Source organism: Acinetobacter sp. UBA991 (genome assembly GCF_002292065.1).
GTDB classification, from domain to species: domain Bacteria; phylum Pseudomonadota; class Gammaproteobacteria; order Pseudomonadales; family Moraxellaceae; genus Acinetobacter; species Acinetobacter higginsii.
Genome location: NZ_DBBF01000010.1, coordinates 85,386 through 105,974 on the forward strand (window position 1 = coordinate 85,386; position 20,589 = coordinate 105,974).

The 20,589-nt window shown below is 39.9% G+C and carries 19 protein-coding genes and 4 tRNA genes; 12 read left to right on the forward strand and 11 right to left on the reverse strand.

Annotation, left to right across the window (positions count from 1 at the left end):
- Positions 1–49: 49 nt before the first annotated feature.
- Positions 50–940, reverse strand: a complete 891-nt coding sequence (locus B2727_RS03685) for an ATP-binding protein (protein WP_005183333.1) — start codon at positions 938–940, stop codon at positions 50–52.
- Between the two features lie 174 nt (positions 941–1,114).
- Between B2727_RS03685 and B2727_RS03690 the strand changes: the two genes are divergently transcribed.
- The 6 genes from B2727_RS03690 (at position 1,115) to B2727_RS03715 (ending at position 4,122) form a co-directional block, all read left to right on the forward strand.
- On the forward strand, positions 1,115–2,623 hold the full coding sequence (locus tag B2727_RS03690) for a DUF3336 domain-containing protein (protein ID WP_005202595.1): 1,509 nt from the start codon (positions 1,115–1,117) through the stop codon (positions 2,621–2,623).
- Positions 2,598–3,416, forward strand: coding sequence for a protein kinase domain-containing protein (locus B2727_RS03695; protein WP_005202596.1), 819 nt, complete (start codon positions 2,598–2,600; stop codon positions 3,414–3,416). The genes B2727_RS03690 and B2727_RS03695 overlap by 26 nt, the downstream gene beginning before the upstream one ends.
- A 106-nt stretch (positions 3,417–3,522) precedes the next feature.
- A tRNA-Leu gene (locus tag B2727_RS03700) sits at positions 3,523–3,607 on the forward strand.
- Positions 3,608–3,675: 68 nt separating this feature from the next.
- A tRNA-Trp gene (locus tag B2727_RS03705) sits at positions 3,676–3,749 on the forward strand.
- A gap of 147 nt (positions 3,750–3,896) precedes the next feature.
- Positions 3,897–3,981: transfer RNA gene (locus B2727_RS03710), tRNA-Leu, on the forward strand.
- Positions 3,982–4,048: 67 nt separating this feature from the next.
- Positions 4,049–4,122, forward strand: a tRNA-Trp gene (locus tag B2727_RS03715).
- A gap of 44 nt (positions 4,123–4,166) precedes the next feature.
- On the opposite strand, the gene B2727_RS03720 is transcribed toward B2727_RS03715, so the two are convergent.
- Together B2727_RS03720 and B2727_RS03725 are read right to left on the reverse strand one after the other, a co-directional pair.
- Positions 4,167–5,360 carry an OmpP1/FadL family transporter gene (locus B2727_RS03720; protein WP_005202597.1) on the reverse strand — a complete coding sequence of 398 codons (1,194 nt, stop codon included), beginning with the start codon at positions 5,358–5,360 and terminating at the stop codon, positions 4,167–4,169.
- Positions 5,361–5,443: 83 nt separating this feature from the next.
- Positions 5,444–6,808 (reverse strand): hypothetical protein, encoded by a 1,365-nt coding sequence (locus B2727_RS03725; protein ID WP_005202601.1) that lies wholly within the window; start codon positions 6,806–6,808, stop codon positions 5,444–5,446.
- A 249-nt stretch (positions 6,809–7,057) separates the two neighbouring features.
- Between B2727_RS03725 and B2727_RS03730 the strand changes: the two genes are divergently transcribed.
- The 3 genes from B2727_RS03730 to B2727_RS03740 all read left to right on the forward strand — a co-directional run bounded on the left by B2727_RS03730 (position 7,058) and on the right by B2727_RS03740 (position 11,291).
- Positions 7,058–7,960, forward strand: a complete 903-nt coding sequence (locus tag B2727_RS03730; protein WP_005202602.1) for a LysR family transcriptional regulator — start codon at positions 7,058–7,060, stop codon at positions 7,958–7,960.
- A 386-nt stretch (positions 7,961–8,346) separates the two neighbouring features.
- On the forward strand, positions 8,347–9,390 hold the full coding sequence (gene astA, locus B2727_RS03735; protein ID WP_005202603.1) for an arginine N-succinyltransferase: 1,044 nt from the start codon (positions 8,347–8,349) through the stop codon (positions 9,388–9,390).
- A 449-nt stretch (positions 9,391–9,839) separates the two neighbouring features.
- Entirely contained in the window at positions 9,840–11,291 is a 1,452-nt protein-coding gene (locus B2727_RS03740) for an amino acid permease (protein WP_005202604.1), read from the forward strand.
- 86 nt (positions 11,292–11,377) lie between these two features.
- Here the strand turns inward: B2727_RS03740 and purB are convergent, their stop codons facing one another.
- From purB to B2727_RS03760, 4 genes are read right to left on the reverse strand one after another with little or no spacing between them, the layout of a single operon-like run.
- Positions 11,378–12,766 carry an adenylosuccinate lyase gene (gene purB, locus B2727_RS03745; RefSeq protein ID WP_005202605.1) on the reverse strand — a complete coding sequence of 463 codons (1,389 nt, stop codon included), beginning with the start codon at positions 12,764–12,766 and terminating at the stop codon, positions 11,378–11,380.
- A gap of 54 nt (positions 12,767–12,820) precedes the next feature.
- Positions 12,821–13,552 carry a high frequency lysogenization protein HflD gene (hflD, locus tag B2727_RS03750; protein WP_004652818.1) on the reverse strand — a complete coding sequence of 244 codons (732 nt, stop codon included), beginning with the start codon at positions 13,550–13,552 and terminating at the stop codon, positions 12,821–12,823.
- Between the two features lie 18 nt (positions 13,553–13,570).
- Positions 13,571–14,704: a tRNA 2-thiouridine(34) synthase MnmA gene (gene mnmA / locus B2727_RS03755; protein ID WP_005202606.1), complete on the reverse strand. Its 1,134-nt coding sequence runs from the start codon at positions 14,702–14,704 to the stop codon at positions 13,571–13,573.
- A gap of 4 nt (positions 14,705–14,708) precedes the next feature.
- Positions 14,709–15,197: an NUDIX hydrolase gene (locus tag B2727_RS03760; RefSeq protein ID WP_017402020.1), complete on the reverse strand. Its 489-nt coding sequence runs from the start codon at positions 15,195–15,197 to the stop codon at positions 14,709–14,711.
- Between the two features lie 300 nt (positions 15,198–15,497).
- On the opposite strand from B2727_RS03760, the gene fmdA reads away from it, so the two are divergent.
- Positions 15,498–16,673, forward strand: a complete 1,176-nt coding sequence (fmdA, locus tag B2727_RS03765; protein WP_005202608.1) for a formamidase — start codon at positions 15,498–15,500, stop codon at positions 16,671–16,673.
- 43 nt (positions 16,674–16,716) lie between these two features.
- Positions 16,717–17,013, forward strand: a complete 297-nt coding sequence (locus tag B2727_RS03770; RefSeq protein ID WP_005202609.1) for an FmdB family zinc ribbon protein — start codon at positions 16,717–16,719, stop codon at positions 17,011–17,013.
- Between the two features lie 72 nt (positions 17,014–17,085).
- Here B2727_RS03770 and B2727_RS03775 read toward each other — a convergent pair whose 3' ends face one another.
- The 3 genes from B2727_RS03775 to B2727_RS03785 form a co-directional block, all read right to left on the reverse strand.
- A complete protein-coding gene (locus B2727_RS03775) occupies positions 17,086–17,628 on the reverse strand; it encodes a gamma carbonic anhydrase family protein (RefSeq protein ID WP_005202610.1) in 543 nt (180 codons plus the stop codon).
- A gap of 92 nt (positions 17,629–17,720) precedes the next feature.
- Positions 17,721–18,869: a D-alanyl-D-alanine carboxypeptidase PBP5/6 gene (gene dacC, locus B2727_RS03780; RefSeq protein WP_004808276.1), complete on the reverse strand. Its 1,149-nt coding sequence runs from the start codon at positions 18,867–18,869 to the stop codon at positions 17,721–17,723.
- Positions 18,870–18,996: 127 nt separating this feature from the next.
- Entirely contained in the window at positions 18,997–19,398 is a 402-nt protein-coding gene (locus B2727_RS03785) for an MCR_0457 family protein (RefSeq protein WP_004808275.1), read from the reverse strand.
- Between the two features lie 335 nt (positions 19,399–19,733).
- Here B2727_RS03785 and B2727_RS03790 point away from each other — a divergent pair, with 335 nt between their 5' ends.
- Complete coding sequence (locus B2727_RS03790; protein WP_005202618.1) at positions 19,734–20,096, forward strand: hypothetical protein; 363 nt, start codon at positions 19,734–19,736, stop codon at positions 20,094–20,096.
- Between the two features lie 98 nt (positions 20,097–20,194).
- On the opposite strand, the gene B2727_RS03795 is transcribed toward B2727_RS03790, so the two are convergent.
- Positions 20,195–20,569, reverse strand: a complete 375-nt coding sequence (locus B2727_RS03795; RefSeq protein WP_005202620.1) for an MCR_0457 family protein — start codon at positions 20,567–20,569, stop codon at positions 20,195–20,197.
- Between the last annotated feature and the right edge of the window lie 20 nt (positions 20,570–20,589).

Consider the following 20,589-nt stretch of genomic DNA (forward strand, 5'->3'; position numbering starts at 1 on the left):
TGCCAATGCTAAGCGGAAATAAGGACAAAGCTACGGCTTTTCAGGACATTTACGCAGAGGCTTTGTTCGACAATTTTTCTAGATTTTGTGAGCCAATCCAGTGCTTTGAGAACTGATAGGCTGCACGTCCAGAACGCTGACCACGAGCTTGGCACCATTTCAAACTTTCACCACGAACCAGATCGTTATATTCCAAGCCAGCTTTCACAATGTAGTGCTCTACAATTTGTAAATACAACTGTTGATCCATTGGATAGAAGGAGAGCCACATTCCAAAACGATCCGAGAGCGAAATTTTTTCCTCGATGGCTTCCTGTGGATGGAGTTCTGTATATTGCGGTACATCAACCTTACGTACCGGTGTGTTTTCGTGCATAAACTCAGGCAGTAAATGACGACGGTTACTGGTTGCATAGATAATAAAATTGCTTGAGCCTGATTGCAGTGAACCATCTAAGACGCTTTTTAAACTACGATAATTTTCATCTTCGGCATTGAAAGCCAGATCATCGCAATAAACGATAAATTTTTCAGGACGATGTTCAATCAGCTTTTGAATTTTGGGTAAATCAGATAAATCATCACGCTCAATTTCAATCAAGCGTAAACCCTGAGTTGAATACTCGGTGAGAAGCGCACGTACAATCGATGATTTTCCAGTACCACGAGAACCTGTCAGTAAGACATCATTGGCAGGTAGGCCATTCAGGAACTGTAGGGTATTTTGAATGATCTTGTCTTTTTGGCGCTCAATGCCTTTTAAGTCTTCCAAATGCATTTTCTTAGGTTGTTGTATGGCGACCAGCTGCTGATTTTCCCAACGGAATGCGATTGCTGAAAAGTCAGTGGGTTGCTTTGGTGCAGGGAGAACTTGCTGAAGCTGTGTTAAAACACTTGATAGCGATTGAAGAATAGATTCGGGTAAATCAAGGATAGCCATACATATAAACCAAACTCAATGATGAATAGGGATACTATCACTGCTATTACCGAAATAAAGAAAATATCATCAGAAATATCGAAATAAATCGATTTTACCCTTGATTGTTGTGGCTGCTTTTTGCATTGTATAGGTGCAAGAATATAAAAAATAAGCTGAAAATCAGGATCGCGAATGTTCAATAGAGTTCAAGAGAAAAAGAATACATATCAGACACATAGAGTTGATGTGTTGCAAGAACGCTTACGACATGCCAGTTCTTATGCCGAATGGAAAGAAATTGCACTTAAACTGGATGAAGAATCAGGTCATGAAGCATGGAAATATGACAATGAATCGCCTTATTATGATGCGGAAATTTTATCTAAACGCTATAACTTATTAAAAAAATATCGTATGCAGCATCGGACTTTAGATCTGATCTATGTGTTAAGAGAAGGCCTGTCTTATGACTTTGCCAACATTGGGCATCCGATGTTGTTTGCACAGACCTATATTGGTACTAAAAAAATCATTGAAAACTATGTTGAGGAAATGAGTGATTGCCTACGTTACTTGGCTTCGAGTGAATGTATTACCTTTCAACTAAAAGAAAAAATTCAGTTTTTTGAAGAATGTCAAAAGGCCTATGGTCAACCCGCTGTGATGTTTTCTGGAGGTGCGACGCTAGGTTTATTTCATACAGGGGTGTGTAAGGCATTAATAGAACAAGATCTGATGCCTCAAGTTTTATCGGGTTCAAGTGCAGGGGCAATCATGACAGGCATGTTAGGTGTTTCTACGCCAGATCAAGTTCATGAATTGCTGCAAGGGGAACATTTTTTTAGTGATGCCTTTAAATTTAGGAAAGTAACGGAATTATTGCGGGCGAATGGTGGTATTGCCGATGTGATGTATTTGAAAAAATTTCTGATGCAGAACTTGGGCGATGTCACGTTTGCCGAGGCCTATAAACAATCTAAACGTCATATTAATATCGTGATTGCACCCTATAACACAGCCCAAAATCCACGTATTATGAATGCACTGACCGCACCGAATGTATTGGTGTGGAGTGCAGTATTGGCTTCTTGTGCGGTGCCTGTGTTATTTCCACCTGTGCATCTGACCAGTAAGCGATATGATGGGCAACATACGCCATATCTCGCCAATACCAAGTGGGTGGATGGCAGTATGCGCAGTGATTTTCCGCAGGAAAAGATGGCTCGTTTATATAATATTAATTACACCATTGCCAGTCAGGTCAATCCGCATATTGTGCCGTTTATGCAAAGTGACACCGAACGTTTTCGTAGAGATGTACTCAGTTGGCCTGAACGGATTGTGCGCCGTCAAGGCAAAGCTATTGCAATGGAAGTCATGGATTTAACACGCAGTCATATGGGCAGTTTCTTCCCGATTCGTCGTGTATTGGATCATGGCTATGGCATTTTGGGGCAACGTTATTATGGTGACGTCAATATTATTGCCAAATATGGACTCCGACATTATAGCTATATGCTGAAAAATCCACGCCCAAAACTGTTTAAAATCTTGCAGCAAGAAGGTGAGCGTGCCACATGGCCGAAAATTGCTTCTATTGAAATACATGCACGAATTGGAAAAACCATTGAGCATTGTCTAATATCGTTGCGGAAGCAGGAAGAAAAGCAGCAGAATGAGTTTTACTACGTGGATCTCTAATCCGAAGATTCAACTTAACGATCTTAACTTAGTGACCAAAGCGCAAAGTTATGCCTTTGGGCGGCGTGTCTACACCTTTCAAGTTGATCAGCAGCGCTACTGGCTGAAATTCCATAACACCAACGATCAGCCTGTTTTGGCACAGGCTTTCCAACGAGAGTTAGCTTTTTATCAGCACTGTCAGCAGCATGAACAAGCGTTTTTATTACCATTCCAAATGATTCCATTACGTCATCTTATCAATGGATTAGATGAGGATGGCATAGGGATGATCACGGTTGATTCGCATGATTTTTTTGCTGAAGCTCCTATTTTTGAAAATATTGAGCAGATCAAACAAAAGATATTTTTGGCCTTAGATGCGCTGGATGCATTGCACCAATTCGGGTGGGTGCATGGTGATTTGAAAGCAGAACATTTTCGTTTCTATGAAAACTCATGTCGGCTGATTGATTTTGAGCAATCTTTTCGGATAGGGCATCCGATTCATACTTTAGATGCAACACCACATTATATGGCACCAGAGCTTTTTCAGGGGGCAGGGAAAAGCATTCAAAGTGATTTGTATGCCTTGGGGATTATTGTGTATGAATGGCTCACTCAATCTCGATTAAAAGTGAGTACTTATCACGATTGGGCAGTATTACATTGCCAGCAACTACACATTCAACTTCCATCTACATTGCAATGCTTTTTTCCTTTACTTAATGGCCTCACGCAAAAGCATATTAAACAACGCTTTAATTCAGTTTTAGTGGCAAAAGATTTCTTAAAACAACTTAATATGTTGTAAAAGTAAACATAAATGTGTGATTTGAATATTATCTGTTCATTTGAATGGTTTTTTTAATAGAAAGACTTGTCAGAGAGTATGTTTCTCACTAATATGCATACCCATCGGGGGCGTGGCGAAATTGGTAGACGCACTGGATTTAGGTTCCAGCGCCGCAAGGTGTAAGAGTTCGAGTCTCTTCGCCCCCACCATATTTAAGAAGCAAGAGTATCTTGCTTTTTTTATGATTAAACGAAATAGAGTTTAATCATGTGGTTATAGAGGATTGGTGTAATGGTAGCATGACGGTCTCCAAAACCGTTCGTCAAGGTTCGAGTCCTTGATCCTCTGCCAAATTCAAAGGAACTTTATATAAAGTTCCTTTTTTTGTGTCTGCTGTTTCTATCTGTATATTAAAAAAGCATTAGCTTTCATAAACATAGTTTTTTTATAAAAAGGGCTTGTCAGTAGAAACGTTTATCTCTAATATACACACCCATCGGGGGCGTGGCGAAATTGGTAGACGCACTGGATTTAGGTTCCAGCGCCGCAAGGTGTAAGAGTTCGAGTCTCTTCGCCCCCACCATATTTAAGAAGGTAAGCATTTCTTACTTTCTTATGATTGAGTCAAATATGATTTAATCGTGCAGTTTAGAGGATTGGTGTAATGGTAGCATGACGGTCTCCAAAACCGTTCGTCAAGGTTCGAGTCCTTGATCCTCTGCCAAATAAATAAAAAAGCCCTTGTGAAAACAAGGGCTTTTTTATGGTCTATTTCTTTTGGTATGCCAATTTTAAACTTAGAAGCGTACTGTGATTATCGCTAAAGCTTCCAACTAAATCACCATTCTGACGTTTTGCTTGAGCGTCGCCTAGCCATAAGTATCTTCCGCCCAGTGAAACTGCCCAGTTCGGTAGAAAATTATATTGGAAGCCGAGCCCGCCTCCCCAGTAACCATTGACTGGCCCAAGCGCATTAGCAGGATCACCAAGACCTGAATCCCAAATGATAGACGTTGAGACTGAAAATTTATCAGTAAGTTTCTGCGCGATTCCAATTTGTGCTGACCATTGATCTTCTTCATAACTGAGCAGAGAAAGTCCTGTTTTATCTGGACTGGCTGGAGCAGTTCGCTCTGCCAATTTGGCGGGTTTAAACTCAAAGTCTTTCCATGGTACCCAACGAATATTGGCGCTGAGTAAGGTTTGTTTACTTAAGCCTGTTTGAAAATCAAAATTTACTGATTCGGGTGAAGTAAATGTAACAGGCAGCGTGTAAAGATCATTACTTAATACTGAAAACTGCTCTGTGGTGCGTGTCTGATGTTTTATTTCGGAGCGATAAGTCAGTGCTGCTTTTAGCCCAATTTCGGGTTTTTTCAGGCTGAATCCTGTTACCCAACCCATTGCATAATCAGAGTGCAGTTCGGCATTGTAATTGGCGCTACCTTTATAAATTTGTCCACGCAGTTTGATGTTACCTTCAATTTCTTCTAAGGCAGGACCTGCGTAAACACTTAAATTTCTATTGATATTCAAACCGATAAGCCCTGTCAAATTATGGCTGTCTAGTTTGGCTTGAGTACCTTCAGCGGGTTTATTTTCAAATTGAGAAACAAAGTCGCTGTGCCCACGATGTTGAAGGTTAATATTGAAAGGTTGATCATAAATGAGTCCTAGACTTATTTTTTCATTTAAATCTGTTTTTATGCTGCCACGTAAAGCACTATTATTGGCACTAATATTAGGAATTTCATTGGGATTGCCTTGGCTACTCAGTCCTTTATCCTGCCCACTCACATCTGGCATAGAATAATTATAAGAGAGGGATGCATAGGTTCCATTTTGAAAAAAATCAGTAATGGATTGTCCAGAGCGATCAAGGCCTGCACTGTACCCAGTACTGATGATAAATGGTGTTGTGACTAAAGCTGATAAGGTGTGATGTTTGATGCGTGAATACATTGGAGCCTCCAAATTCCTTTTGGGGCATACAACACACAAGTTTTTATTATGTTCTTGGGTGTTGTATGGATTGGTTTTATTGATTATTTAAAGCAGGGATTAAAAATTTCGACTTGATTTGGCATTAGGTAGTTGGTTTTTGGCAGGTATTCTCCCATCACCGAAGCTAAATCTTTTTGCTGTTCGACATTGGCAATGGTGTGTTTAAAACTGCTTGATGCAAGCATGTGTCTGATCTGGACAATAGTCATATCTGGGTCAGCAGCACCGTCTCCATCTTCTGCCATAGGTAACCAACCGATACCACATTCTGGTTTGGCATTACGCGGACGGTCAGCGACTCGACTTACGACAACAGTGTAATAACCATTTTGATCAACCGGAATTTCTTCATCAAATAAGCAATCATTGACGCGTGTATTGGCAAAACCTTGGTTTGAACAGATTGACCAATAACGCAAATCGCCCTGCGTCAAAAGCCCTTTATTGTTGAAGGTCTTAGAAACAGTAGGTGCTTTTCCACGCAGGACAAAGACCTTGCCATATTTTCTATTCACAACTGTTCTAATGTATTGATTATCTAAATTTGGATAAAAGCCACCTTCAGAGCGTCTTGCTTGTTCATTGATCTTGCCCGTAAAGATCCCTAAAAGGCTTTCTCGATCAAGTTGAATAAACCATTGTGCTGGATTCTGTGCTGGCCATGTATCTGGCTTTCCTGCCTGATGGATCAACTGGCGATATTCATTGGAAGGAATACTGACTGCAGCAGAAGTCAGTTGTAATGGCTGATTGGCTTTGAGTTGTGCGCAGGCTTGATCACCCTCTAATACACGACCATCTGCAAGCGTTAATTGAGGTGTTGGTAAACTTACACCTCCTGTGACGCTTTGTCCGTGATCAGGTAAGTAGATTCGATATAAAACGGTTTGTTGTTGTTTTCCATAGGCTGGAGCATATAGCTGGTTAACACTCTGGGCTTGACCGAGCTGTCCAACCTTGCGCTGTGCTGTCACAGGGGTGGTAGATACGTTTAAGCTGTACTCACGTTGTGATGGACTCCGTTGTTGCCCATAAACGAAGGGATTGCCAGAGTTATTATTTGGCTTGATTAAATAGTCTGCAACGGACTCAACTGGTTTCCCAGCTTCGTCATAACTAATAAAAGACATATAACGTGAACGTGGAAATTCACCTTTAAGTTTAAGACTTGCTCCTTGAGGGATGGTGAAAGTACCTGCCCAATAATAAACATTGGCGTCTGGGTAGGCGATATTGATATATGGATCAGCACTGACAGGACCACGAGCCCAAAAACAGGAGCGTGGTCCTGGAATAGCCTCAAGTGTTTGAGGAGCTGCTTGGGCTATGGTTTCTTGTGCTTGTGTTGCAAACGGGGTGGAAATCACGACGCTGCTGATCAGTAGCGGAATTAAAGTGTGTTTCATTTTATATCCTTGCTCATATGACTTTAATTTCTGAATCGAAACAGAACGGATTAAAGGTGCTTAATCTAGAAGCAGCATAGGAAGTTTGACTTATATTGTGTAATGGATTTTTTGTATGGAAGTTATAGCTTTTAGATATACCTAATAGCATCTAAAATAATAAAATTAAGGTATATTTTTAGGCAAAGGCGAATGGAAATGTTTTTTTAGTATGTTTATGAATCACAATAAAATATTCAGGGATGAGAAATGATTAAGCCAAGACATCTACAGCAAATTATGGTGTTAACTGAAATTGGAACGATCAATCAAGCGGCTGAAGCACTTTGTATGACCCAGCCATCGTTAACTAACAGTATTAAAAAATTAGAACATGACTTGGGTGTGACCTTGTTTGAGCGAACCAGTAAAGGCGTTAAACCGACTTTATATACCGAACATATTCTAAAACAAGCCCCTCAAATTTTGCAGCAGTTAGATACCTTACATAAGGAGATTAAACTCCTTTCAAGTGGTCAAGTTGGTGAAATACACATAGGAACAGGGCCTGTCATTATGCATGCATTGATGAAAGATGTGATTCCTTTATTTTCAAAGCAATATCCTGAAATTGAAGTACATCTATATGTTGATCATCCTAAAACTATTATTGAGAAAATAGAAAATGGCATTCTAGATCTAGGGATATTAAGTACAGAGTATGTTGATCTTACTGATGAGTTTATCTCGATTCCATTGCTGCAAGATCCAACCGTTTTTGTAGTGCGAACTGGACATCCTTTGTTGGAAATAGAAGATCTTAAGTTTGAACATTTAATTGATTACCCATTTGCTTTACCAAGAGTTGCTAAGCAAAAAAAGCAATGGCTAAAAGCCCAAACACATGCAGGACGATCAGCTCATATTAGTTTAACTGTGAACGACTATGACTTATTGCTTCATTATGTCATGCATAGTGATGCGATTACGGCTGGGCCAAGCCATTTATTTCAGTCATTACAAGGGGAGCGGGATGTCACGGTCTTAAATTATCAAAATCCTACTTTTTCATGGCATGCATGTGCTGTTTATAAATCGATTAGCATTCATTCGATCGGCATGAAACTATTTTTAGATATGATTCGAGAATGGTTTGAACTGAAGAATACTTGATTTTACTTTAGACCCATTCCTAATTTTTTCATATTGTCACTGTCAATCAATAAAATGCTAAAAAACAGCTCATTTTTTGCTTAATTTTCAATTTTTTGTGCCAATTAGTTTTTGAATAATAGAGTAATCAGCTTAGCTGTTAATCAATTTAGATTATTCAAGTTAGATTTCAGCTTGATGAAATAAGTCACAAAAAAGGCTTAGATAAATAAAGCCAGCTCGATCATCAATGAGCTGATGCTAGGGAAAAATTTAAGAATTAAGGAATAACACATGTCGGGATTGTGCATGGTTCAGCATAGAAAAAATGAATTGGATGTCTTACTCAAGAGTACAATCAGCGCCTGTGTCTCGTTTGTTCTGATTGAAAATAAGGGGGAATAGACATGATGATGATTCGTTATATCAAACAAAAAGATATTCATGATCTTTACCACTTGGCACAAAAAGCAGGCTTTGGTTTGACCTCTTTACAACCAGATATGGAAATACTGGCCGCACGAATTGATCGGGCGATTAAAACGGTTGAAGGCAAACTGGATAAGTCGGAGCAGGGCTATTTATTTGTGCTGGAAGATACCTCACTGCATAAAGTAGTTGGTGTATGCGGAATCGAGGTTGCCTTAGGTCTAAAAGAACCTTGGTACAATTTTCACATCGGCACACAAGTTCATTCTTCCGAACCCTTGAATGTTTATAAATCATTGCCGACCTTATATCTGAGTAATAACCACACTAACTGTAGTGAGCTATGTACCTTATTTTTAGATCCCGATTATCGTTTAAATAAGAATGGCAAGTTTTTGTCTAAGGTTCGGTTTTTGTTTTTATCAGCGTTTAGACAGTATTTTGAAGAAACCATTGTGGCTGAAATGCGGGGTTTTTCTGATGAAAATGGCCATTCACCATTTTGGGATGCGGTCGGTCATAAATTCTTTGATATGGAATTTACCAAAGCAGATTATCTAAGTGGTACAGGCAAAAAAGCCTTTATAGCGGAACTCATGCCACGGCATCCACTCTATGTCGATATGCTGCCTGATGAAGCGAAGGCGGTGATTGGAGCAGTTCATCCTAATACAGAACCCGCGTATAACCTTTTGATTGAAGAAGGGTTACGTTATAAGGGCTATGTCGATATCTTTGATGCGGGTGCAACCTTGCAGGCAGATATCGAGAATCTAAGAGCCATCAAAGACAGCCATGTGTTAACTGTCCATATTGAACAATCTGATCTCATTATGCTCGGTGATGAACCTTATATTGTAGCCAATGATGATTATGAAAATTATCGCGCCATTTTGACCTATAGCAAGCCAGACTCAAACCAAGTGACGTTGAGTGTAGAACAAGCCCATCAGTTACATGTGAAAGAGGGTGCATCGGTACGTTTGCTCAATATCAATATTGCAAATCAGAACAAGCGTTGATGGGCTATGTATAAGTAGAAAATTCACAGATTTAGATGTTAATTCACAACACTTTTACTGTATTTTTTAGCCATATTTTTATTTATATCGATGCATAATTTTTACTATCCTCGATATTCATATCTTTCTCAGATGGAGTGAAATTAGGATAATAGAGCATATTTCATGTTAATTGGGTAATAATTGAGCGAAAATGAAAAGCATCATCTTCAACTCGTTTGGGGATGAGATATGATGCTTGCGGCTAAAATATCTTTGATCAATAACAACAGGTTTTAGTGTGTAGAACAGGGATCTAATACGAACCATTTACAAGTGAGGTGTGTTGATTAAGCTATTAATTTCAAAATAATTTTAGAAAAATGGAACTTTTAAATTAAAGCATTTTAAAAATATTTTATTTTTATTAAGCATTTATAACGGTTGCTGCAAACTGGAGTAAGGATGACATGAGTCAGAATAAAGGAACGCAACTTCTGGATGAAGATTTGCAGGAAAGTTCGCAAGACGAAGAAAAATTACAACGCTCGCTGACCAATCGTCATATTCAAATGATCGCAATTGGCGGTGCAATTGGTACAGGTCTATTTATGGGCTCTGGAAAGACCTTAAGTATTTCAGGTACTTCAATTGTTTTAACTTATTTAATTATTGGTTTTTTCTTTTTCTTTGTTATGCGGGCAATGGGTGAACTATTGCTGGCAAATACCAACTTTAAGACCTTTGCCGATTTTGCGACAGCCTATATCGGTCCTTGGGCGGGTTTTTTCCTCGGTTGGTCTTATTGGTGTAACTGGATTATTACTGCAATAGCCGATGTCATCGTGATTGGGGGATATATGCAGTTTTGGTATCCTGACGTACCTGTTTGGATACCTGCATTTACCTCGTTGGCTATTCTGACCATATTGAACTTTGTTGCTGTTCGAATGTTTGGTGAGTTGGAGTTTTGGTTTTCGTTGATTAAGATCTCCGCCATTATTTTGTTTATCCTTGCGGGTATTTATTTAATCAGTACTGGCTTTACTTCACCCAATGGTGTTAAGGCATCTATGAGCCATGTGTTTGAAACTCAGTCGATGTTTCCTTATGGCATCACCGGCTTTTTAGCAGGTTTCCAAATTGCAATTTTTGCCTTTGTTGGAATTGAATTGGTCGGAACTACCGCCGCTGAAACTAAAGATCCGCATAAATCTCTGCCTAAAGCGATTAACTCAATCCCATTACGTATTTTATTGTTCTATGTTGGCGCATTGATATGCATTATCGCGGTCACATCTTGGGCAAAAATTTCACCTGAAAAAAGTCCATTTGTTGAAATGTTCACGTTGATTGGTTTGCCGATTGCTGCTGGACTGGTTAATTTTGTCGTTGCAACTTCTGCCTTATCTTCTGCAAATAGCGGCATCTTTGCGACTAGTCGGATGCTCTATGGTTTGGCGTTGGATAATGATGCACCAAAGAGTTTTAGTAAATTATCGAAGAAAAAAGTACCTATTCGAGGTCTAGTTTTTTCAATGACCTGCGTCACCATTGGAACCTCTATTTTATTTATTGTGCCGAATGTCATGACGGCGTTTACGATTATCTCAGCATTGACCTCAATTCTATGTGTATTTACCTTCATGCTGATTATTCTTTCGTATATTGGCTATCGTAAGAAATTTCCAGAGTTACATTTACAGTCGAAGTTTAAAATGCCTGGCGGTTTGGTCATGGCATGGCTGACGATGCTATTTTTGATATTTACAATTGTGATCCTTGCTTTAGACCACGATACTCTTATTGCATTGGGGCTTTCACCAGTGTGGTTTATTGGTTTATTGATCGCCTATCGCTATAAAAAGAAAAAGATGCTGCAACTTGATCTGATAAAAACCAGAACAGTGGACTATGTTTAAGCTGGGTTGATTGGTGATTATAGATTGAGATACTTGTAAAAATAAAAAAGCAGAGCCGAAGCTCTGCTTTTTCGAGTCAATCAGTTTTAGATCTTGCTGATCAAATCATTGATTTGTTTTGCTTGTTCAGCTGCATTACCAGTATAAGTTGCAGGTGTTAATTCAGCTAGACGAGCACGTTCGTCTGCAGGAACTTGTGCAAGTTCATCGCCATTGACGAAGTTCACCATCATCTCACGTGTCATTGCCTGACCACGAGTAAGAGCTTTTAATTTTTCGTATGGCTTTTCAACGTTATAACGACGCATAACAGTTTGAATTGGCTCTGCAAGAACTTCTTGGGCTTGGTTTAAATCTTCATTTAAACGAGCAGCATTCAGCTCAAGTTTACCAACACCTTTTAAGCAAGCATCAAAAGCAATTAAGCTTTGCGCAAAACCAACACCCATATTACGTAATACAGTTGAGTCAGTGAGGTCGCGCTGCCAGCGAGAAACAGGAAGCTTTTCACCTAGGTGACCTAAAACAGCATTAGCAATACCTAAGTTACCTTCTGAGTTTTCGAAGTCAATTGGGTTTACTTTGTGCGGCATAGTTGAAGAACCAACTTCACCATCTTTTAACTTTTGTTTGAAGTAACCAAGCGAGATATAACCCCATACGTCACGGTTAAAGTCGATTAAGATGGTGTTGTAACGACGTAGAGCATCAAACAATTCAGCCATATAATCATGTGGCTCAATCTGCGTGGTGTATGGGTTGAAGCTTAGGCCTAAAGATTCGACAAATGCTTGTGCATGTGCAGCCCAATCAATTTCTGGATATGCAGAAAGATGTGCATTGTAGTTACCTACAGCACCATTGATTTTGCCGAGTAACTCAACATTTTCAAACTGCTTGATTTGACGGGCCAAGCGATATGCAACGTTTGCCATCTCTTTACCCAAGGTAGTAGGGCTTGCAGTTTGACCATGTGTACGAGACAACATTGGTTGTTCAGCATGTGTTGTTGCCAAAGCTGAAATCGCATTGAGAAGTTGCTTCATGCTTGAAACTAAAACTTCACGGCCATTTTTCAGCATAAGCGCATGAGACAAGTTATTGATGTCTTCAGAAGTACAAGCAAAGTGAATAAATTCGCCTGCATTTTGTAATTCATCAATGTTGGCAATTTTTTCTTTAAGGAAATATTCAACTGCTTTTACATCGTGGTTCGTAGTGCGTTCAATTTCTTTAATGCGGTTTGCATCTTCTTCAGAGAAGTTTGAAACGATTGCATCTAAAGCAGCATTGGTTTCATTTGAAAATGGCGCAACTTCAATAATTTCTGCACGATTTGCAAGTGCTTGTAACCAACGCACTTCAACCGTGACACGAGCGTGGATTAAACCAAACTCAGACAAAAAAGGGCGTAGGGCATCGCATTTGCTAGCGTAACGTCCATCAAGTGGCGAGAGTGCGGTTAAAGCATTCATACAGATTCCTTAATTTTGGAATAAACATAAAAATAAATTCGTTGTAGCATCGGTCTATACCACCTGATACTGCAAACGAGCGAGAGCTTGAATATCTTGCAATAATTTGCGTTTACTAAAGATCATACTCCAAGAGCTTCCACCGAGCTGTTTCCATAAATGCGCAAGTTGTAAGCCTGTAAATAAGCATGCACGAATACGGTTGGTATGATTGATGTCTTTAAATGCTTCGGCATTACCACGTACTAAAATACGCGGATTAATCTGTCCTGCCGTTTCTACATAGGTTTGTGCAAGGTTGGCAATGATACTTGGGTGTAAATAGTTATTATCGAAAAAGGAGAGTTGCTTTAAGATTTTTTGTTGCGAGCTTTCTATAATTTTTACGTATTCAGGGTTACTGTAGACTTTCTTTTCCAACTGCAACAGGGCCATCGCATAGGACATGGGTAGTTTTGCTGTCGACATTTTTGGAACACGGGATTTTGGTGCGGTATTAAAAGGCTGAGTAATACAGCCTTCTAATGTTTTTAATCCGAGTGAAATGTCTGCAAGTTGATTAAAAAAATCTAAGGTCTGAGTGGCATTGTTTGCCGCAGGACGAATATTTAGACTGGCTTTAATCAATAGTTCAAAATAGAAATTACCACTATCACCAATGCTTTGCTGACCAGCCATCGCAGTCATATGTGTTAACTGAGTTGCCTGAAAGACTGCGGCCAATGCTAGAGCACGGTTCTGTCTAACATTCAACGCTTGAGTGTGCTGAAAGGGTAACTCGACCATGCTTCGCTTCCAATTTCCTTAAATAAAATCTGGTTCAGGTGCATTGGTATGATGAATAACACCACCACCTAAGCAGACCTCTCCAGAATAGAACACCACGCTTTGTCCTGGAGTCACAGCGCGTTGCGGCTCATCAAACTCAACACGGATGCCATGTTCAGTCTGTTCATCGCGATAGATGGTACACGCTTGATCTGGCTGACGATAACGGGTTTTCGCTGTGCAGCGGAATCCAGCCGATGGAATGTCCTGTTCACCTGCAACCCAATCAATTGACTCACTCCAAAGCTGCGTACTTTGCATCAGTGGGTGTTCATGTCCTTGACCAATCACCAAGCGATTATTGGCAATATCTTTATGTAATACGAACCATGCACCTTCTTGTACACCTTTCATACCACCGATACCGATACCACCGCGTTGACCCAGCGTATAGTACATCAAGCCATGATGTTCACCAACTTCTTTACCTGATTCCAAAACAATTTTTCCGGCTTGTGCAGGTAGGTATTGTTTAAGGAAGTCAGTAAAGCGACGCTCACCAATAAAACAAATACCCGTTGAGTCTTTTTTCTTGGCTGTTGCTAAATCAAGTTGTTCTGCGATGCGACGAACTTCTGGCTTTTCAATTTCACCGACAGGAAACAGGGTTTTGTTAATTTCACGGCCATGAACTGCATGTAGGAAATAGGTTTGGTCTTTATTGTTATCAACACCACGGAGTAATGGTGCATAGGTTTCGCCACGCGAGTTTTGCATGCTCGCACCACGACGTGCATAGTGACCTGTTGCAATAAAGTCTGCACCCAAAGTCATGGCATGATCGAGGAAGGCACGGAATTTAATTTCTTTATTACACAAGATATCAGGGTTTGGTGTGCGACCTGCAGCATATTCAGCCAAGAAGTGCTCAAAGACACGATCCCAATATTCCATTGCAAAGTTGGCAGTATGCAGTTTGATGCCAATTTTATCTGCAACGGCTTGAGCATCTGCCAAGTCTTCCAGTGCTGTGCAGTAATCCGTACCATCATCTTCTTCCCAGTTTTTCATGAAAAGGCCTTCAACTTGATATCCTTGTTGAAGTAATAATGCGGCAGAAACGGAGGAGTCTACACCACCAGACATACCGACGATGACACGTTGTTGCATCTAATTAAGCATCCAAATGAGAAGTTAATGAGGGAGAAAAAGGGTGCTCATAAATAAGCGATAAAGGATATTTTTTGCCAGCTAGGGCATCTTCAACGGCTTTTAAAACCAATGGGCTACGTGCACGTGCTGTTTCTTGTAACTCATCCAAGTTCATCCATACAGCACCAACAATACCTGTATCCAGTTGCGCATTTTCTTCAACTGCCGTGACATGGGCCAAGAAGCAAAAACGGTAGTAGGTACGATCAGGAAACATTGGTGGGGTATAGGTATAGATCCCAAGCAGATGATCAATTTCAACATGATGACCTGTTTCTTCTAAGGTCTCACGGATCGCTGCATGAATAATGGTTTCGTCGCATTCGACATGACCTGCCGGTTGATTAAACACAGTATGTACAAAGCCTTCGCTGTGTTCTTCAACAAACAGAAAACGTCCGTCTTTTTCGACAACAGTGGCGACTGTGACATGAGGTGTCCAAGCGGTCATAGAAAGCACCATGATTTTAAAAAACGTATTCTACAAAATTTGACTGTTTTTGGCTACATAGGAAGGTTAATTGGCTAAAGCGGAAGAAAAATATTTGTTGTGATCCGTGTGTATTTGATGTGTTGAGAATCGAAAAGGAATTGCTTCAAAAAAACAGAATGTGCTAGTGTGTTTTTTGACCGCAAGGTAAAAATAATAATTCCGTCTAAGCGATGTATTATTTGCTTAGGCCTTTCAATAATTTAGAAGTAGAACAGATGAAGAATTAGGCTCATATACAGCACACGGAGTTGAAGTATTATGCAACATATTAAAATTAAACCTGGTGTCGCTTTAGCAGAACAAGCAGAGATTGGCCATAATCGCTGGCATCCAGATATTCCATTTTTAACATCGGTGAAACCAGGGGAAGAAATTCTCATTGAAAGTCTGGATTTTCTGGACGCTCAAATTAAAGATACCGATGATGTGTCTGATGTAAAACATGTTGATCTCACTCGAGCACATCCTTTGACAGGACCTTTTTATGTCGAGGGTGCTGAGCCAGGCGATTTATTGGTGATCGATCTTTTGGATATTCAACCGATCTCAGCAGTTGGTTTTTCAGGTGTGTTTGCGAAAGAAAATGGCGGTGGCTTTTTAGCGGATTATTTCCCTGAAGCAGATAAGGCAATTTGGGATTTAAAAGGATTATTTGCAACATCACGTCATATCCCTGGTGTTCGTATTGCTGGCTTAAAACATCCTGGATTAATGGGGACGCTTCCTTCACATGAGCTTTTAAAAGAGTGGAATCGTAGAGAGGCGTTATTGGTACCTAAGGGACAGGCAAATCCACCTGATCCAAGAACTGCGGTGTTACGAGGTGTGACAGGGGCAGAGTTTGATCGGATGGCAGTTGAAGCTGCTCGTACAGTGCCGCCGCGTGAACATGGCGGTAATACCGATATTAAAGATCTAGCTGCGGGCAGTCGTATTTATTTTCCTGTGTATCAGAAAGGCGCTGGCTTCTCGATGGGTGATCTACACTTCTCACAAGGTGATGGCGAAATCGGATTCTGTGGTGCGATTGAAATGGATGGGGTAACGCGTGTTGGTTTTGACCTGATTAAAGGAGGAATGGAAAAATATAATATTGATTCACCGATCTTTGTTCCAAGCAATGTCAGACCTAATTACGATCAGTGGCTAACCTTTGAAGGTATTAGCGTGGAAAATGGGGTAAATCATTACTTGGATGCCACGGTTGCTTATCGTCAGGCCTGTTTAAAAGCGATTAAATATCTTGAGAATTTTGGATTTACGGGATCTCAAGCCTATATGTTGCTGACCGCTGCACCTGTTGAAGGGCGTATCGGTGGCATTGTGGATATTCCAAACTGTGCCTGCACAATTTCTTTACCAACTTCTATCTTTGAGAAGAATATTTTGCCGCAAGGTGCCTTAAACGAAAATAAGTTTTGGGGATATCGTTAGTCTTGGGTGAATGCAAGATTGATCGCTAAAGAAGGATTTTAAGATGCCACTGTATGATTTTAGATGTGAGTGTTGTGAAGGGATTTTTGAGCAGAGTGTCCCAATGGCCAGTATTGCAAGGGATAACACATCTTGCCCGTATTGCCAGAAATCCATGTTGTTGAAACCAATGATTACAGGGCATCAAAAGATCTCAGTCAAAAATAAATGGCGACCCTCATCGAGTGCCGAGCAACTGGCAGGGCCCTTGGTTGAAGGGCCTGGGACCAGCAAAAAAAGTGCTCGGACTTCAGTGTTGCATAACTGCCGAGGTGTGAATTGTTCTTTATGTGAGCTTTAATATCTCACTATTTTAGTGTTTAAGACACATATTTAATCAGCATTTAACACCTGTTATATGCTGATTTTAAAATTACTTCTCTTGATCTAAATAATTATTCTTCACTTTCACATAATGACGTGCTGAATAAGGAAGGAATTCCATTTCTTTTTCGGTCAACGCACGAACTTGCTGTACTGGGCTCCCGACATAAAGATAGCCACTTTTTAAGACTTTGCGTGGCGGCACCAGACTACTTGCACCAATCATCACATCATCTTCAATAACAACATCATCTAACACCACGGTATTAATCCCGATCAAGACACGATTACCAATGGTGCATCCATGTAAAGTCACATGATGCCCAACAGTTACATCTTCTCCAATGACCAGCGGAGAACCATTCGGTTTAGATTGATTTTTGTGGCTGACATGCAACATACAGTGATCTTGCACATTGCTGTTTTTGCCGATTTGAATCGAATTTACATCACCACGAATCACAGCAAAAGGCCAGACGGAAACATTCTCTGCTAATTTGACATCACCAACTACAACTGACATCTCATCTACATAGCAGCTTGAATCAACGTCAGGTTTTTGGTCTAAATAAGGACGGATGTTCTTTGGCATAATGGCTTTCGATCGGAAAATTTAAAGGAATTATAAAATAAAAAAGCATCCATGCCCAAGAGCATGAATGCTTAATCGTACTCTTCTAAAATTTAGAATAAGTTACTGAAGAACATTTTGATATGGTCAATCATACGTGCAAAGAAGCTAGCTTCTTCAACAGGTTTTAATGCAACCAGTGGTTTTTCAGCAATCACTTTGCCATCGAGACTCGCGACTAATTTACCAACCACTTGACCTTTGGCTAAAGGTGCATTCAGTTTTGGTTGAACCACAAGCTGAGTTTTAATCTTGTCTGCTTGGCCTTTAGGCATGGTGACATTGAAGTTTTCAGCTAAGCCAATTTGAACTTCGTCTTGTTTACCAAACCATACTTTTGCTTTAGCAAGAACTTGGTTAGCAGGTTGAACGTTTGCAGTTTCAAAGTTTGCAAAGCCCCAAGCCAATAATGTACGTGTTTGGCTGGCACGTTCATTCATGCTTGGTGTACCAAAGATCACCGAGATCAAACGCATTGGACCGCGTTTACTTGACGTGGTTAAGCAGAAACCTGCTTCATTGGTATGACCTGTTTTTAAACCATCAACACTTGGATCTGTATAAAGAAGGGCATTACGATTGCCTTGCTTAATCCCGTTGAAAGTAAATTCTTTTTCAGAATAGATTGGGTAGTATTTAGAGCTATCTTTGATAATGTGCTGAGCAAGAATTGCCATATCTTTTGCTGTTGAATAATGACCATCAGCTGGCATACCTGTTGAGTTGATGAAATGCGTATTCACCATACCCACACGTTTTGCTTCTTGGTTCATCATGTGGGCAAAAGTACCTTCATTGCCCGCAATGTGTTCGGCCATTGCTTTAGATGCATCATTACCTGACTGGATAATAATACCACGTAGCATTTCTAAAACTGTTGCCGTGCCATTTAAAGGAACGTACATACATGATTCAGAACTGCTACCACGACACCACGCAGATTCATTCATGCGTACTTGTTCGTTTTCAGTCAATTCACCCTTTAAAAGTTTCTGCTCAATGATGTAGCTTGTCATCATTTTTGTCATTGAAGCAGGTGCAAGTTTTTCATCTTCGTTTTTAGCAGCGAGAATCTGTCCAGTCTCGTAATCCATCAATACATAAGATTTATTATTTAATTCTGGTGGAGCAGATAGGACAGTTGCTGCATATGAAAAGCTTGGCAAAAGGAGTAATGCAGCAAGAGCGCTTTTTTGAGTCATTCTAGGTGGTTCCAATATCTTGTATGAAGCAGACGAGCCTAGCATTTTAGGACAAAGCAAAGCCGACTTCTACGGGGGAAGTCGGCTTTTTCATACAGTATTGTAACCTGAAGCTTAATTGGTCGGATTATTTCGAGTAATAATTACGAACATCATCACAAATCTGGCGGTTATCATCATCAGAAGCTGCTTTTGCGTCAGCACGCGCTTCTTTTAATGCCTCTTGGTAGTCCTTGCCTTTGACGCGTTTATTAAGGGTTTCAACGGCATTCGCTTCATTGTTTAAATAAGCTTTAACGAGGTTGTCATAGGCTTTATTAAATTTTAAATCTTTGCCAATTAAACTTGGACAAATTTCAGAAAGAACATAGATAGCAGCAAGTTCTTGCTTGGTCACACTATCAGACATAGGCGTGACTTCAATCTTTTCAGGTTCTGACTTTTTTTCAGCTGCAAATGCTGTTGGCGCAAGTGCACTTGAGGCGATGAGGAATGATAAACCTAGTGTTTTAAAAACATTTTTCTTCATAACAAATCAAACTCAAAAACAAGACTTAAAGAATTTGAACAACTTATAGCACAAAAGCATGTTAAAAAATGTATGTTTGCTGTAGGAAGCGTGGAGAAAATGTGGGTATAGATATACAGAATATAAAACGTAGTGATCTTTTTGAGGTTTGATGAGCCATGTTTTGACATGCTTGCTTGTACATGGTTTGCTTTAAAAGTAGGCGATTTAAGATGAGTTTGTTTTAATAGGGTTGCGATGAGCATGGATGAAGCCACTGCGCCACAAGAGAGGCACGCAAAGTAAATAAAAATGTGAGAGAAAATAAGAAATCTGTAGATAGTAGGAGTAATAAGATGAAAGCAAAATTCACAGGCGGTGTTGATATTGCACTTAAACTTCCACCACATCAATTTGAAGCTACCGTTAAGTTTTATCGTGATGTGATTGGCCTTAAACAAATTACAGATAAGCTGCCTGATATAGGCTTTGAACTTGGACCCGTTAAATTATGGATCGCTGCGGCACCTGAGATGAGTCAAGCTGAGCTTTGGCTTGAATTGTTTACCGATAATTTCTCCGAAGCTGCTGAATATTTGGAAGCGGCGGGTGTAATTCGTTGTGATGCAATTGAACCCTTAACAGAGGGATTTCGAGGAGGGTGGATTACTAGTCCAGCTAATATTATTCATATGGTTCGTGAACCGGATGCTTGGTAAGTATTATTCGAGCAATATCAGAACTTTTATCAATTAGATACAGCGAAGTGGTTTTAACTCATTTAATCGTTAAAACCACATCAGATTTCTAAAAGTGATTAACCTTCAAAATTAATTACTTCTTCACATACTGATTTTTGTTCGGCTTTATCCACTTCAGATGCTGCTTCACGAGCATCTTTTAGCAAAGTTTTAAATTCAGCATCTTTCTGTAAGCTGTCCAAAGAAGCAGATTTATCAGAATAATTACTTAAATATGAACCCATCATTTTTTTGATATTTTGGTCAAATTTAGCATTTTTACCAATCAAGTTCGGGCACATTTCAACCAGTACTTGTGCATTGGCGATATCATCTTTAATCAATGCATCTGCTTCTTTTACAGAAACCGCTTCATCAGCAAAAACAGTAGGTGCTGCTAAAAGTGTGAAACTCACCCCAAAAATTCGGATAAAATTAGATAAATGTCTCATGGCTGTATAAATTTCTAATA